The sequence below is a fragment of the Citrobacter sp. XY323 genome, assembly GCF_025106035.1.
In the GTDB taxonomy this organism is placed as follows: Bacteria; Pseudomonadota; Gammaproteobacteria; order Enterobacterales; family Enterobacteriaceae; genus Citrobacter; species Citrobacter braakii.
In genome coordinates, this window is sequence record NZ_JANYUK010000001.1 from 320,020 (window position 1) to 335,426 (window position 15,407).

The window sequence follows — 15,407 nt, forward strand, 5'->3', positions numbered from 1 at the left end:
TTAAACGTCCTTTACATCATGATATTCAACACACGCCTGCAGCGTGTTTTCGATAAGTGTGGCGACCGTCATTGGGCCTACGCCGCCGGGTACCGGCGTGATATATGACGCGCGTGCGGCAGCATCTTCAAAGACCACATCGCCAACAACCTTACCATTCTCCAGACGGTTGATGCCGACATCAATCACAATCGCACCTTCTTTGATCCACTCGCCGGGAATAAAGCCAGGTTTGCCGACGGCAACAATCAGCAGGTCTGCATGCTCTACATGGCGACGCAGATCTTTGGTGAACCGGTGGGTGACGGTGGTGGTGCAGCCAGCCAGCAGCAGCTCCATGCTCATCGGGCGGCCAACAATATTCGACGCGCCAATAACGACCGCATTCAGACCGTAGGTGTCGATATTGTAACGCTCAAGCAGAGTCACAATACCGCGCGGAGTACACGGGCGCAGGCGCGGCGCACGCTGGCACAGGCGACCAACGTTATACGGGTGGAAACCGTCAACGTCTTTATCCGGCGCAATACGCTCGAGAACTTTAACGTTGTCGATACCCGCAGGTAACGGTAGCTGGACCAGAATACCGTCGATGGTGGTATCTGCATTGAGCGTATCGATCAGCTCGAGCAGCTCCGCCTCGCTGGTGGTTTCAGGCAGGTCATAGGAGCGGGAGACAAACCCCACCTCGTCACAGGCTTTGCGTTTACTCGCGACATAAATCTGCGAAGCCGGGTTGCTACCTACCAGCACAACAGCCAGGCCTGGGGCGCGTAATCCAGCCGCTAAACGCGCCTGAACTTTTTGAGCAACCTCAGAGCGCACCTGCTGCGCAATCGTTTTACCGTCAATAATCTTTGCTGCCATCAGAGAGAGGATTCCGTCTGTTACGTTAAATCGAAGGGGATGCCGCTATTTTGTCAGAAGCGGGACGTGCTGTCAGTTTTCGTTTGCATTTTTACGTGCGCCAGGGGGCGTCACGATCTGCGAATGGGGTCAGGACAAAGGCATAAGCCTTGCGGATAATTAATGAGCATGCTAATCAAAATTAACGTGAATGAAACAACTCATCACCCTGGTATTTTCAGGGGTAATGCGCCACAAACCAGTCTGTTACGGTTAATTATGAGGGATTTTACCTCATTCCCACCCAGATTTTTCCTGGGTCCCATTAAGAATTAGCCAGGGTCATTAAAAGGATTTGCAGGTATTTTTCATTAATTGAAATGTTTAATTTATCGCTGTGACGAATAGTCATATTCGCGAGGAATAATTAGTGAATCAAATACTCAGGAGAGTTGGGGTAAAAGGTTAGCTAATTCTCATGCGATATATATCTTTACAGGATGCAGAGATAATTAGCCTGACATTTAATGTCGATAATGATTCAAACGGATCCCGCAGGATGCCGGAGCCGTATGTGTGTAATTCAAGGGAAATCCATGAAACGTAAATTAATGACCTCTTCTGTTATTGCCAGCCTGATGTTAGTCGCCGGTGCAGCGGTTGCAGCCGATCCGGTAAGCGTTAGCGGCGGTACTGTGCATTTTGAAGGTGAACTGGTCAATGCAGCCTGTGCAGTCAGTACTCAGTCATCCGATCAGGTTGTGACGTTAGGCCAGTATCGTACTGCCAGTTTTGCCGCAGTGGGTGACACTACAGCACAAATTCCGTTCTCTATCGTGCTGAACGACTGTGACCCGAACGTTGCCGCAACCGCAGCCGTTGCTTTCTCTGGCCAGTCCGATAATACCAATAACAATCTGCTGGCCGTCTCTTCTGCAGACAACGGTACCACTGCGGGCGGTGTTGGGATTGAAATTCTGGACAATACGTCCACCGCGCTGAAGCCGGATGGCGCAACCTTCTCTACCGCTCAGGCGCTGGTAGAAGGGACCAACACCCTGCGTTTCTCTGCGCGTTACAAAGCCACTGCCGCAAGCGCAACGCCGGGTCAGGCAAATGCCGACGCGACGTTCATCATGAAGTACGAATAAGCCGTTTTGATTTGCGCAAGGAAGACGTTCGCCTCAATGGATGAGGCAATATCCGGGGATGATGAAGGATGCGGCAGATGATAGGGAAAGGCGTGGCGCTGGCGGGAATGCTGTGCGTAATGCCTGTGCTTTCACATACGGTAATACTGGAAAGTGGCCGCGTCCACTTACGGGGACAGCTCGTCAACGGCGCCTGTACGGTCGCCACTGACAGTCAGGATATGCGGGTGCAAATGGGGCAGTATCGCACCAATGCTTTCTCTGGGACGGGAAGCTTCGCCTCTACCAGCGTACCGTTTTCACTGCGCTTAACGTCGTGCAGCTCCGATGTTTATGACCATGTTGGGATTGCGTTTGCGGGCGTGACGCCAGCGGAAGATCCGCAGGTTTTTCTTGCCAGCGGCGATGCGTCTGCGGCTTCGGGGATTGGTCTGGCGTTATTTGACGAGCGCCAACGGCAAATTATACCGAATGCCCTGCCGCTTCATTATGCGCCGATTATAACGCAAGAGATGACGTTTCATTTCACTGCCCGCTATCGGGCTGTCTCGGAAAATATAACGCCGGGAACGCTTCGCTCAGACGTGTGGTTTACGTTGGTTTATCCCTGATTTATTTCCCAACGATAATCGCATCAAAGGTATTTTTAGCTATGTTTAATTATCTAAAATCAGGTTTTATCCTTTTACTGGCCTTATTTTCTGCTGCCAGTGTTCAGGCTGCCGGAGGCATTGCATTAGGCGCCACTCGCGTTATTTATCCGGCCGATGCCAAACAAACGTCCCTGTCTATTAGCAATAGCGATACCAAAGAACGTTACCTGGTAAATTCATGGATTGAGAATAGCGCCGGCGCTAAAGAAAAATCGTTTGTGGTTACGCCTCCGCTGTTTGTTAGCGAACCCAAAAGCGAAAACACGCTGCGTATCATCTATGCCGGTGAACCGCTGCCCAAAGACCGTGAGTCGCTGTTCTGGATGAACGTCAAAGCCATTCCGTCAGTCAATAAAAACAGCCTTGAGGGCAAAAACGTTCTGCAACTGGCGATTCTGTCACGCATCAAACTTTTCGTTCGTCCGAATAATCTGCCGCAAATCCCGGAAGATGCACCAGGAATGCTGACCTTTTCCCGCTCCGGCAACCACCTGAAAATCAACAATCCGTCAGCGTATTACGTCACGTTGGTCAATCTCAATGTGGGGAAAACGAAGGTCGATAACGTGATGGTTGCGCCGAAAAGCGATGCGCAGGTCCTGCTACCCACGGGCGTTCAGGGCAACGTCACGTTCCAGACGGTCAATGATTATGGCGCTGTGACCCCGGCCAAAACGGTTAGTGTGCGTTGAGATAACGATGAATAAGACAACGTATTTTCCTGGCCTGTTACCGGGGGTTACGCCACCGCTGGCGGGGGTGGCGTTGTCCACGCTGGCGGCGCTCTTTCCCTCTCTAAGCTATGGGGAAAGCTATTTTAATCCGGCCTTTTTATCTGCGGATACGGCAACCGTGGCGGATTTATCACGTTTTGAAAAAGGCAATCACCAGCCTGAAGGCGTTTATCGCGTGGATATCTGGCGCAACGATGAGTTTGTTGCCACTCAGGATATTCGTTTTACTACCAGTGCGGCAAAAGCCGGGGAGAAGTCCGGTGGGCTGATGCCGTGCTTTGGACTCGACTGGGTAAAGCGCCTTGGCGTCAATATCGCCGCGTTTCCGGCACTCAGTAAGGATCCGAACGATACCTGTATCAATCTACCTGAGGCGATTCCCGGCAGCGAGATTGCGTTTGATTTTTCTACCCTGCGCTTAAACGTCAGCCTGCCACAGGCGTCAATGTTAAACAGCGCGCGCGGCTATATTCCACCGGAAGAGTGGGATGAAGGGATCCCGGCCGCGCTGGTTAACTACAGCTTTACCGGCAGCCGCGGCAGTGATACTGACAGTTACTTCCTCAGTATGCTCAGTGGTCTGAACTATGGCCCCTGGCGGTTGAGAAACAACGGTGCGTGGAGCTACTCCAAGGGCGACGGATACCACTCACAAAGCTGGAAAAACATCGGTACATGGCTTCAGCGCGCAATTATCCCGCTGAAGGGCGAACTGGTGATGGGCGACAGCAACACTGGCAACGACGTTTTTGACAGCGTCGGGTTTCGCGGTGCGCGGCTCTATTCCTCAGACAGTATGTATCCCGACAGCTTACAGGGCTACGCGCCTACCGTGCGCGGCATTGCGCGTACCGCAGCAAAACTGACCATTCGTCAGAATGGCTATGTAATTTATCAAAGCTATGTTTCACCCGGCGCTTTCTCGATAACCGATCTCAACCCAACGTCATCCAGCGGTGATCTTGAGGTCACGGTGGATGAGAAAGACGGCAGCCAGCAACGCTATACGGTGCCGTACTCCACCGTTCCCTTATTACAACGAGAAGGGCGTTTCAAATATGACGTTGTCGCCGGGGATTTTCGCAGCGGCAATAGCCAGCAATCTTCACCGTTCTTTTTCCAGGGAACATTAATTGCCGGGTTACCAGAGGGCTATACCGCATACGGTGGTACGCAGTTGGCCTCACGTTACACCGCGGTGGTTTTAGGCACCGGTCGAAACCTGGGGGACTGGGGGGCGGTTTCTGTCGATCTTACCCATGCGCGCAGCCAACTGGCGGATGACAGTACGCACCAGGGGCAGTCGCTACGTTTCTTGTATGCGAAATCGCTGAACAATTTTGGCACTAACTTCCAGCTGTTGGGGTATCGCTACTCAACGCGTGGCTTCTATACCCTCGACGATGTGGCGTATCGCAGTATGGAAGGCTATGAGTACGAATACGACAGTGAGGGCAATCGCCACGACGTGCCCAATGTGACGAGTTACCACAACCTGAGCTACAGCAAAAAGGGTCGTTTCCAGATCAACATTTCGCAGAATCTGGGGGATTACGGATCGCTGTATATCTCGGGTAGTCAGCAGACGTACTGGAATACTTCAGACACCAATACCTGGTATCAACTGGGTTATGCCAGCGGCTGGCAGGGGATTAGCTATTCACTCTCCTGGTCGTGGAATGAATCGGTTGGCATCTCCGACACCGACCGTATTCTGGCGTTCAATATGTCAGTACCGTTCAGCCTGCTGAGCGGACGGCGTTACTCGCGTGATAACGCCCTCGATCGCACCTACGCCACCTTTAATGCCAACCGTAATAGCAACGGACAGAACAGCTGGCAGAGCGGGATCGGCGGTACGTTGCTGGATGGGCGCAACCTGAGCTACAGCGTGAATCAGGGGCACAGCAGCACCAATGGCTATAGCGGAAACGCCAGCGCCAACTGGCAGGCGGCCTACGGTACGCTGGGCGTGGGTTACAACTACGACCGTGACCAGCATGACTACAACTGGCAGCTCTCCGGCGGCGTAGTGGGGCATGCGGACGGCATTACGCTCAGTCAGCCTCTGGGCGATACCAACGTGCTGATTAAAGCGCCGGGCGCGCAGGGTGTACGGATAGAGAACCAGACCGGCGTTCAAACCGACTGGCGCGGATACGCGGTGATGCCATATGCCACCGTCTATCGCTATAACCGCGTCGCGTTAGACACCAATTCCATGAACAACAATACCGATGTGGAGAATAACGTCAGTAGCGTAGTGCCAACGAAAGGGGCGCTGGTGCGGGCGGCGTTTGATACACGAATCGGTGTGCGGGCGCTGATTACCGCCAAACATGCCGGTAAACCAGTGCCGTTTGGCTCCGTCGTGCGTGAAAACACCAGCGGCGTGACCAGCATGGTGGGTGAAGACGGGCAAATCTACCTGAGCGGCCTGCCGCTAAAAGGCGAGTTGTTGATCCAATGGGGGGAAGGCGCAAACGCGCGCTGCGTGGCGCGCTATGCCTTGCCAGAGGAGAGCCTGAAACAAGCGGTAACGCTCACGAACGTGACGTGCGAATCTCCGTCAGCACGACAGGAATAATACGATGAAACGACAAACGGGTTTGTTACTGGGAAGCGCTTTACTGCTGATGACCCATTCGTCCTGGGCGACGGTCTGCCAAAACTCGAATGGCACGTCAACGGATGTTTTTTACGATCTGTCGAATGTCTTTAACAGTAGTAACAACCAGCCGGGACAGGTGGTGACGTTACCGGAAAAATCTGGCTGGGTTGGCGTGAAGGCCACCTGTCCGGCCGGGACAACGGTAAATTACACCTATCGAAGCTATGCCACTGAACTTCCGGTGCAAAGTACCGAAGGCGGTTTTCAGTATCTGAAGCTCAATGACTACCTGCTGGGGGCCATGAGCATAACTGATGACTATGCCGGGTTATTTTATCCCCCGCGTAATTACATTCGCATGGGGACTCACCCAAACGTACCTAAGCAGCAGCCTTTTGGCGTGATGGATTCAAAGCTGGTGTTTAAGCTCAAAGTGATCCGCCCGTTTATTAACATGGTGCCGATTCCGCGGCAGACGATGTTTAGCGTCTATGTCACGACCAGTACCGGAGATGCGCTAAGCGTGCCGGTTTATACCATCAGCTACAGCGGCAAGGTGGAGGTTCCACAAAACTGCGAAGTAAACGCTGGGCAGATTGTTGAGTTTGATTTTGGTGATATTGGCGCATCGCTGTTTAGCAAGGCAGGAGCGGGAAACCGGCCTGAAGGCATCAATCCGCAGACCAAAACGGTGGCGATAAAATGCACCAACGTCGCTGCACAGGCCTACTTAACCATGCGTGTAGAGGCCGAGAAAGCCACCGGGCAAATGATGGTATCTGACAATCCCGATTTAGGTTTTATTGTCGCCGACAGCAGCGGTAAACCGCTAACGCCCAATAATCTGTCCAGCACTATCCCGTTTCAACTGGATGATAACGCCGCGGCGAGCGTGGGGATCCGAACATGGCCGGTCAGCGTAACGGGCAATAAGCCTACCGAAGGACCTTTTACAGCCCGTGGCTATCTGCGAGTGGATTATGACTAACAAACAAACGCCAGCCGCAGGGACACTTCTGGCAATGGTGTGCCTGCTGACATTCAGCTCGTTGTGCCATGCCGCTTCGTCGCTGGGGGAAATCAATATTGAACTGCGCGGTAACGTGGTGGACTTTACCTGCGCGGTAATTGCCGGCGACAGCAATAAGTCTGTGGAGCTAGGCACCTGGCCGACAAAGCAGCTTCAGACCAGCGGAGATACCACTCAACCGGTCGCGTTTACGCTGAAGCTAGAAGGCTGCCCGCCGGGTTCCGCTTCGATAACGTTTTCCGGAACTCCGGCCCCGGGCACGACGTTGCTGGCGCTTGATGACGCGGTGATGGCGCAAAAGGTGGCGATCGAACTGCACGACAGCGACCGTACGCGATTGCCGCTCGAGCAGGCCAGCCAGACCGTGGGGATTGATGACAACGGCAACGCCACGCTGACCTTTTTCGCAAACTATATCGCGTTAGCTGCTGGGGTTCAGCCTGGCATTGCCAAGGCTGATGCCACGTTCATGATTAACTATAACTAATCAATGCGCTAACAAAACACTCCCGAACGAAATCTCGCCGGGAGTGTTATTACATTAATTCATGCATTTTTGCGTAATCGATCAGCTCAACGATGGTGTGCAACCCGAGCTTGGAGTAGATATTAGCCTTGTGAGCGCTAATCGTTTTATTGCTGAGTAACAACTGCTCAGCAATTTCCTTATTGGATAGCCCGTTTGCCAGATAACGCAAAACGGTAACTTCACGGTTAGAGAGCGGCATGTCATGTAAGACGCCTTTTTGTGCATTTATATTGTTAATGAAATTAAGGGTATCCGAAGGGAAAAAGGAATATCCCGATAAAATCATTTTTACCGCATTGTAGATATCATTGAGATCCTTTCGTTTACTGACAAACCCATTTGCACCGGCCCGGATAGCACGCCCGGCATAAAACGACTCGGATTTTGAGGACAGAAACAGTACCCGAGTTTTCTCCTGCAATGACTTTATTCTTTTGAGTAATGTAAACCCATCAGAACCAGGCAGTTCAATATCCAGGATGACAAGATCGACAGGGTACGTGCGCAGGTGTTCTATTGCCGTACGGCTGTCATCGGTTTTCAACACTACCTGAATATTACTGTTTTTCTCGAGTAGTACTTCTATCGACATTCTGACAATAGGGTGTTCGTCCATAATGATAACGGATGCTGGTTTCATTGTTGTATGCCTCAAACTGTTTGCGTATCTTGCGAATTTGATAAAACATCAGGCGTTATAATATTGTCAAATAGCCAAGAATTGTTCTGAGGGAGAGCCGAATAAATATTATTTCATCCTTGTTTATTCGGTTGTTCTTCTGCAGAACAATGAATTTGTGGAAAATCCATTTCACACCGGGAAAACTAACAATTAATCAGGAAACTGTGGGGATTATACCTGCTCTGCTCATTCGGAAAAGACTTACAACATCCCGGTTGTTAATGTCAGTTAGGATATTCTGAAAGATCCAGATGTGTTAATGACTATTGGTATTATTTATCTGCGGTTCGAATTATGGCAGATTGAAAATTTTTTTTAAACAGTAAAAACGACACAATAAACCAATTGTTTAGGTTTTGTTAAGACTGCAATGGGACTATTTTCTATTGAAATGCACAGGATCAGTAAGGTTAAGTGTGGGAGTGGCTCCAGGCATAATACCAGGAATAGTTGTAAATATTAAATATTTGTAAAAATTAGATCTGTTTTCTTATTTGAAAATAAGTAATTTCCTAAAAAATCTTATAGCACAATGAGTTATGGTGTTAAATTAAATGGGTAGAGGTAACGTTGAGGCGGTGTATCAGATGCAAAAAGCGCTGCCTGCTGGGTAATCCAAGGCGCGTAATCAACTGATTCAGGCGATAAATGATACGGTGATAGGGTTGTGTCTGTAACAATGCAATCTTTTTTAAGGAGTTACCCTGTAATAGTAAGGTAATCAGCTCCCAGTCGAGCTGATTTATGCGTCTGGAATGAATATAGCTAAGAACCGGAGATAATAAGGCATGACGCATCTCGGGGAGGCGCAAATTGCGTGGCAAGATATAAAATGGACCGGACAGTGTAATAAATGTAGTGAGGTCTTCATCGCGACTGGAAAGCATTATGAAGATTTGGATGTCATTATGCTTCTTAATTAGCTGGCGCAGGCTTTCAAGTATATCGAAATAAGGGGTTGTTAAGCTTTCAATGTCAATCACTAACTGGCTAATTACCGGCTCTTGCATGCTGAGCAAGGTCGATTCAACGCTCTGGAAGATCGCCGTGCGAGTACCTGAGAATAAATGTCGACTCAGCGCATAGGCCAGATAGTAGTCTGTCGTAATTATCGCCTGAGATATAGTGCCGTCTGGTAAGGTGCATTCGAGTTTTTGCGCCAGATACTCGATCCGGTCAAATACCTGTGAGGTACAGTGGGGAAATTGCCAGCTACAGTTAGCGTTTCGTATACGGCGATAGCGGTCCCGGCGTTTTGCACTGTGCATCCTTTTCCATTCCATTTCTGTTGCGGCAGGTCTGGATAAATTGCTGACTACAGACATCCCTGAACCAAACTTTTGTCAGCGCAAAGGTGAGTTGACTTATGCCGTTGGGTTTCAGTGCTTCAACAATCATCAGACTGGCGATTGCGTACCCCATCAGAATAATTTGCCGGAAGTTTTCTGATGTCTTACTCAATGCCCAAAAGATCGTTTTATCCAGTTCAACCTCTCTCTGAGATTAGATAAAATATTACCGGGTGTGTCTTTCTTTTTCCCCGGAAATAGTATGGCCGGATTATTCTCGCAGCCTGAAGCCAGGTACAGTAGGAGCCGATGCTTAATCGATGATGAGATATTTCTCAATAAAAATTAGGCAGAGATACCCCGTCTAATTTTGCAGAAAGTTCAGATGTGCGCGGATGTATCTTAAGAATTGCTGATCGTTTTTCACATGCAACTTTTTCATAATGCTGCGGCGGGTCGCTTTGGCCTGGATATCGCTGACTGAGAGCAGGTGAGCCGTTTCGGCTAACGTATACCCGCTGGCGAGAAACATTAAGAACTGGCGTTCTTCGATAGAAAAGTTGCGGGTGGTGCAGTAATGGCAGATAGTCGCGGGCACGCTAGTGCGCAGTGCGCGTTTTTGCAGGATGAGGACCAGTTTTTTGGTTATCTCGTCTACGTCATCTTCCCGATAAATCAGTGGCAACATGTACAGGCAGGGGCGGAACATCAGCTTATCTTTGTCGTTTTTGCTACAGATGACCACCCGGTGTTGGCGCCTGGTGTGGACAGGAACCATGTAACAATCGGCGCTGAGCCAATCTTCATCCAGTGAGATAAACGCGATTTCAGCGCGATCGATATCTTCGACAGGTAAAAAGCTAATCTCCTGATGCCACTGATTTGCCAGATGGGAGATGATGATTTTCAGCCCATGTTCGAAGTGACTGTTTTCTTCCTTGATGGCGATACTTAACATTAAAGAGTTCCTGAACCACTGGAGAGGGGATAAAGGAATGTTAAGCAAAATCATAAATATTCTAAATACATGCATCCCTAAATCTGACGTTTTGCGGGCTGAGTTGTTACCAGGTGATTTCCTGGATACCTTTGAACGAGCAGAAAAAATCAACATTCGTACACTTCGCCAGCAACCGAAACAAAAGGCATTGACTCAGCAAGCGCTGACCGTATAATTCACGCGTTTCATCTGCATGAAGTAATCACTTCGCAATGCGCCCTTAGCTCAGTTGGATAGAGCAACGGCCTTCTAAGCCGTAGGTCGTAGGTTCGAATCCTACAGGGCGTACCATTTCAACGTCACTTCTGATGTTCAGCTTCGGCTAATCGCGACAAATTTTCTTTTGCCAACCACATTTCCACTTCTGTAAGACTTAGTTGTACTTCCTCTCTGAGTGAAAAATCAGCTAGCGGCTGCTGTTCAAGCGCTGCGCACATCCTGCTGGCAGAACGCATCCCCATGCTGGCGCAGCTGCTTTTTAGCTGATGTGCCAGACGTTTTATCTTCTCGTACTCACATGCTGCACGCGCTGCGTCAATCTCATCTAATACAGGAAGGGTGTGTTGCTTAAAGAGCGCTAACCATTCGTGCACCTTTTGCCATCCCATTAGCTGGATATCCCCGGCTAATTGCTGGGTATCTAACCGCTGGTTGTCATTTTCTAATGCAACCGGGAGAGGGGCGTAACCGTGCAGATAATGGGTAATGAGCCGACTGAGTTCATCCTGGGGAACCGGTTTTTGAATAACGCCGAGAAACAGGGTGCTGGTTCTTTGGCTTAGCGTTTCGTCGATGACGTGTGCGCTAAAGCCCACAAGCTTTAACGTCGGAAACTCGCGGGTTAACTGTTGCGCCAGCGTGATGCCGTCGATATCCGGAAGATCAAAATCAACCAGCGCGGCATTATACTGGGTGTCTTGCTGCAGTATGGTGAGCGCCGCAGCCGCACTGTCTGCAGCCGTGACCTGGGCGCCATTGAGGGTGAGCATTTCTGTACTGATGCGCTGCGTGAGGGGGTTATCCTCGATTAGCAGTAAGCGTAAACCCTGTAACGATATGGCACGTGGAACGGATTTAGCTACCGGCATCGCGCCAGCCCGTAATGGCAGACGCAGACGAAAGCAGCTTCCGACTCCCGGCGTACTGGTGACGCTCAGTTCTCCCTGCATCGCCTGCGCAAGGCTGGCACTGATAGTGAGTCCAAGCCCGGTCCCCCCACGTTTACCGCTAACCTGAACAAACGGCTGAAAAATATCTCGCTGATGGACAGGGTCAATCCCGCATCCCGTGTCCTCAACCTCAATATACCAGTCCTGGTCTTTACATCGGCTACGCAGGGTGATGTGTCCGCGATCGGTAAAGCGCAGCGCGTTGTTTAATAGGTTAGTTATGATTTGCCGAATGCGGCGCGGATCGCCGCGTAGGGAGTCGGGGACATCGTCGGCAAAATCCGTAACCAGCACGACCGGGCGACCCACAACGCGACCGTGCATGAGCTGAAGCGTACTTTCCAGCAAGGGTCTGGGCTCAAAAGGTTCATCGCCGATCGCCACATTTTTTCCGCCCGCTTCGATGGCGGAATAGTCCAGGATATCGTTGAGGATGGTCAGCAGAGACTCGCCAGAGTCAGTGATTGCGCGCAGATTCTCCTGATGCTGCGCCAGAGCGGGATTGTCTGAGAGCAACTGCGCAGTGCCGAGGATCCCATACAGCGGGGTGCGTATTTCATGGCTCATGGCGGCCAGAAACGCCGATTTTGCCTGGTTGGCTTTTTCGGCTTCTGCCCGCGCCTGCCGGTGTTCAGACACCATAGAACGCAGTTCGGCGGTGCGAGCTTTTACCTGAGCGGCCAGATGTTCGCGATGGCTATTAAGGGCGTGAACGCTGCCGCGAAAGGCGTCCATTAACCGCCCGATGGTATCCAGTTCGCGAACGCCCGCGGTTTCCGGAAATGGGGAGTCAATATCACCTTCAAGCAGACGCTGTAACGCCTGGGTTTGCTGCGCCAACGGACGCGTCACCGAGCGGTAAACTACGCGCCAAAGAATGAGAATTAACAAGCACAATGACACCGCACCTAACAGCAGCAGCAGCGTTTGCCCGCGCTGGCTGGCCTGTTTGAGATGCGCCAGCCCGGTCTGATTGCGTTGGCCAATGATTTCTACCAACTGACTGACTTCGCTACTGAAACGGGTAAATTGCTCGATATTGTTCTGCGATAAGATCTGTAAGCGGGTGGTGATGTCATTATCCTGACGATACAGGGCCAGCAGATCGACATAACGGCTTATCGAATTTACAGCGCCGGCAACCTGAGTGCGTACCATCGGATCTTCAATGCGTATTTGTCGGCGGTGAAGCACTCTGACGGCGGCATTAAGCTGGGTTTCCAGCGCTGCAAGGTTATTCTGCGCCTGGTTATTCCCCAGATTCATCACCATTTGCTGCACGCGTAGCGCGCTCAGGCGCAGTTCATTCATCTGGTTATAATATTCCAGATCGATATCGATAAGCCTGTCGAGAGCGTGTTCCGCCGCCTGCCCCTGATGGCTCTCAATCAAGTCATAAATGCTTGCCTGCGTAGCGCCCGCCGAGGTGGCGGCATTACTGGCCTGACCGCGCGCCATTTCGGCAACGTCGGCGGTAGCCTCAACAATATGTTGGCTGAGCTGTTGCTGCCGATTGCGCAGTTTCAGACGTTCGCCAACCAACTCCCCCTGATGGCTTAACGACTGGGCGATCTCTTTTTCCTGTTGTTCAATGGCCGACGTATCAAAGCCCTGCTCGCGCAGGGTTTTCAGTAAAGCGGTAATTTTCAGGCTTTGGGCGGTTAACATACGCCCCTGAGCCAGCCACATATTTTCATTATCTGCGGTGGTCAGATTCTGCGCGGAAAACAGTTCCCAGGCGCTGGCTTCGCTGAGCTGGCGCGCCATGTCCATGGTCGGGATCAGCGCCTGGGTATTGGCCTGCTCAACCTGGCTGACAAAACGCAGGTTATACCAGCCAACCAGCGTACTAATGAGGGTCAGTGCCGCCATCAGCCCGAAGCCTATCCACAGTCGTTTGGTCAGAGATAAATTCACTGTCGGGTCGCCACAGATTAAAAAGGTTGAGTCCAAAAGAGGAAAGCAACTAGGATAAAGCCTTATCAATGTTGAGGCTATCATGCGCGTATTGGTTTTCCTGCTTATCACACTTTTTCCCGGCTTAGGTCACGCGACCGGGTCCGCACTGCTGCGCTGGCAGGATACCCAGCAGGCAGTGCCGGAGCCGCTAACGGACGTTACTGCAAACAAAGTCTGGAAACTGTGCGCGCTGTATCCCAGCCTGAAGGATTCCTACTGGCTTTCCGTGAATTACGGCATGCTGGAGGCGGCGAAAAAATACGGCGTAAGCCTGAAGGTGCTCGAGGCGGGAGGGTATCGCCAGTTCGACACGCAAAAATCACAAATCGCTCAATGCCAGCAATGGGGCGCGGATGCCATTTTGTTGGGCAGCAGCACGACGACTTTTCCGGATTTGCAGGCACAGGTTGGCACGCTACCGGTTATCGAGGTGGTGAATGCTATCCATGACGCAACGGTAAAAGCCCGGGTTGGGGTTCCGTGGTTCCAGATGGGTTATCAGCCAGGCCGCTATTTGGTTAAGTGGAGCGCGGGCAAACAGCTAAAGGTCTTATTATTGCCAGGACCTGATGACGCCGGGGGCAGTCGTGAGATGGTGGCCGGATTCCGTCAGGCGATTGCCGGCAGTCAGGTGCGCATCGTGGATGTGGCGTTGGGCGATAATGATATTGAAATACAGCGTAATCTGTTGCAGGAGATGCTTGAGCGTCACCCGGATGCCGACGTGGTGGCCGGTACGGCAATTGCTGCGGAAGCGGCAATGGGGGAGAAGCGCAATCAGGGCGCGCCGTTAACTGTCGTCTCTTTTTATCTGTCGCATCAGGTGTATCGCGGGCTTAAACGCGAAAGAATCATTATGGCTGCCAGCGATCAAATGGTCTGGCAAGGTGAACTGGCGATTCAGCAGGCTATCAGAGTATTACAAGGACAACCGGTGCCGGAAAATATCAGCCCACCGATCCTGGTGCTCACCCCGAAAAATGCCGACAGCCAGCATGTAAAGTGCTCGTTGTCACCCGGCGGATTCCGTCCTGTTTATCTGTATCAGTACACGTCGGCCGCTAAAAAATAGCCTTCCCCGTGCTGTGTCACCAGTAAATCAGCCCGCAGCTTGTGGCGTAAACGGCGGATCAGTACGTCCACGGTGCGTAAGTCCGGATTGTCTACCCGTCGCGCCGAAAGCATGCGCAGTAAACGTTCGCGACTGAGAATTTCCCCCGGATTGGTGACAAACGCGACCAGCATTTCATACTCGGCGCGGGTGAGTTTGATTGCCTCGTCGCCCAGTTCCAGAGTATGACGGGAGACGTTCAGACAATACCCGGCAAACTGATAGCAGTTGTCTTTAGCCTCCGGTCGCGCCTTGCGGGCAAGGTCGATACGCCAGAGTAAATTTTTCACTCTCACCACCAGTTCACGTAGCTCCAGCGGCTTGGTGACATAATCATCAGCCCCCATTTCCAGGCCAACGATACGGTCAATTTGGTCACTACGACCCGTTACCAGGATGATCCCCACCGTTGAGCGTTCACGCAGGGCGCGGGTCAGCATTAAGCCATTTTCATCCGGGAGATTGATATCTAACAGAATAAGATCGACAGAGTGTTGTGACATGATTTCACGCAGGCCGGCTCCACTGGCTGTGACCGAGACGTGATAACCTTCCTGTTCAAAATAAGCCTGTAATCGTGCCTGGGTAACGGGTTCATCCTCAACAATGACAATGTGATGCGACATCCTGGTTGTTGTCTCTT

At 51.3% G+C, this 15,407-nt stretch carries 14 protein-coding genes and 1 tRNA gene; 9 read left to right on the plus strand and 6 right to left on the minus strand.

The features are described 5' to 3' along the window. Window positions 1-867 (minus strand): bifunctional methylenetetrahydrofolate dehydrogenase/methenyltetrahydrofolate cyclohydrolase FolD, encoded by an 867-nt coding sequence (gene folD / locus N0B36_RS01510; protein WP_003021887.1) that lies wholly within the window; start codon window positions 865-867, stop codon window positions 1-3. Between the two features lie 575 nt (window positions 868-1,442). Here folD and fimA point away from each other — a divergent pair. The 6 genes from fimA to sfmF all read left to right on the plus strand — a co-directional run bounded on the left by fimA (window position 1,443) and on the right by sfmF (window position 7,512). Further along, window positions 1,443-1,997: a type 1 fimbrial major subunit FimA gene (gene fimA, locus N0B36_RS01515; protein ID WP_032931075.1), complete on the plus strand. Its 555-nt coding sequence runs from the start codon at window positions 1,443-1,445 to the stop codon at window positions 1,995-1,997. 77 nt (window positions 1,998-2,074) lie between these two features. Then, the gene (fimI, locus tag N0B36_RS01520) at window positions 2,075-2,608 is read left to right on the plus strand and encodes a type 1 fimbrial protein subunit FimI (protein WP_016152126.1); all 534 of its coding nucleotides are present in this window, start codon (window positions 2,075-2,077) and stop codon (window positions 2,606-2,608) included. Between the two features lie 41 nt (window positions 2,609-2,649). Beyond that, window positions 2,650-3,342 (plus strand): type 1 fimbria chaperone FimC, encoded by a 693-nt coding sequence (fimC, locus tag N0B36_RS01525; RefSeq protein WP_016152127.1) that lies wholly within the window; start codon window positions 2,650-2,652, stop codon window positions 3,340-3,342. 7 nt (window positions 3,343-3,349) lie between these two features. After that, window positions 3,350-5,971 carry a fimbrial biogenesis usher protein gene (locus tag N0B36_RS01530; RefSeq protein WP_047501860.1) on the plus strand — a complete coding sequence of 874 codons (2,622 nt, stop codon included), beginning with the start codon at window positions 3,350-3,352 and terminating at the stop codon, window positions 5,969-5,971. Between the two features lie 4 nt (window positions 5,972-5,975). After that, a complete protein-coding gene (gene fimH, locus N0B36_RS01535; RefSeq protein ID WP_047501858.1) occupies window positions 5,976-6,983 on the plus strand; it encodes a type 1 fimbria D-mannose specific adhesin FimH in 1,008 nt (335 codons plus the stop codon). Beyond that, window positions 6,976-7,512: a fimbria assembly protein gene (sfmF, locus tag N0B36_RS01540; RefSeq protein WP_200051379.1), complete on the plus strand. Its 537-nt coding sequence runs from the start codon at window positions 6,976-6,978 to the stop codon at window positions 7,510-7,512. The genes fimH and sfmF overlap by 8 nt, the downstream gene beginning before the upstream one ends. A gap of 49 nt (window positions 7,513-7,561) precedes the next feature. Here sfmF and fimZ read toward each other — a convergent pair whose 3' ends face one another. From fimZ to fimW, 3 genes are all read right to left on the minus strand, one after another. After that, window positions 7,562-8,194, minus strand: a complete 633-nt coding sequence (gene fimZ / locus N0B36_RS01545; RefSeq protein ID WP_016152131.1) for a fimbria biosynthesis transcriptional regulator FimZ — start codon at window positions 8,192-8,194, stop codon at window positions 7,562-7,564. A 587-nt stretch (window positions 8,195-8,781) separates the two neighbouring features. Then, the gene (locus N0B36_RS01550) at window positions 8,782-9,504 is read right to left on the minus strand and encodes a hypothetical protein (protein ID WP_047501853.1); all 723 of its coding nucleotides are present in this window, start codon (window positions 9,502-9,504) and stop codon (window positions 8,782-8,784) included. A 385-nt stretch (window positions 9,505-9,889) separates the two neighbouring features. Further along, entirely contained in the window at window positions 9,890-10,483 is a 594-nt protein-coding gene (gene fimW, locus N0B36_RS01555) for a fimbria biosynthesis transcriptional regulator FimW (protein ID WP_016155913.1), read from the minus strand. Window positions 10,484-10,520: 37 nt separating this feature from the next. On the opposite strand from fimW, the gene N0B36_RS01560 reads away from it, so the two are divergent. Then, window positions 10,521-10,700: a hypothetical protein gene (locus N0B36_RS01560; RefSeq protein ID WP_016152134.1), complete on the plus strand. Its 180-nt coding sequence runs from the start codon at window positions 10,521-10,523 to the stop codon at window positions 10,698-10,700. A 39-nt stretch (window positions 10,701-10,739) separates the two neighbouring features. Continuing rightward, window positions 10,740-10,816 (plus strand) — tRNA-Arg (locus tag N0B36_RS01565). Window positions 10,817-10,824: 8 nt separating this feature from the next. On the opposite strand, the gene torS is transcribed toward N0B36_RS01565, so the two are convergent. After that, complete coding sequence (gene torS / locus N0B36_RS01570) at window positions 10,825-13,611, minus strand: TMAO reductase system sensor histidine kinase/response regulator TorS (RefSeq protein ID WP_259685751.1); 2,787 nt, start codon at window positions 13,609-13,611, stop codon at window positions 10,825-10,827. Window positions 13,612-13,693: 82 nt separating this feature from the next. Between torS and torT the strand changes: the two genes are divergently transcribed. Next, window positions 13,694-14,725 (plus strand): TMAO reductase system periplasmic protein TorT, encoded by a 1,032-nt coding sequence (torT, locus tag N0B36_RS01575; protein WP_200046367.1) that lies wholly within the window; start codon window positions 13,694-13,696, stop codon window positions 14,723-14,725. Here the strand turns inward: torT and torR are convergent. Next, window positions 14,698-15,390 (minus strand): two-component system response regulator TorR, encoded by a 693-nt coding sequence (gene torR, locus N0B36_RS01580; RefSeq protein WP_200046368.1) that lies wholly within the window; start codon window positions 15,388-15,390, stop codon window positions 14,698-14,700. The genes torT and torR overlap by 28 nt on opposite strands. Window positions 15,391-15,407: the final 17 nt, after the last annotated feature.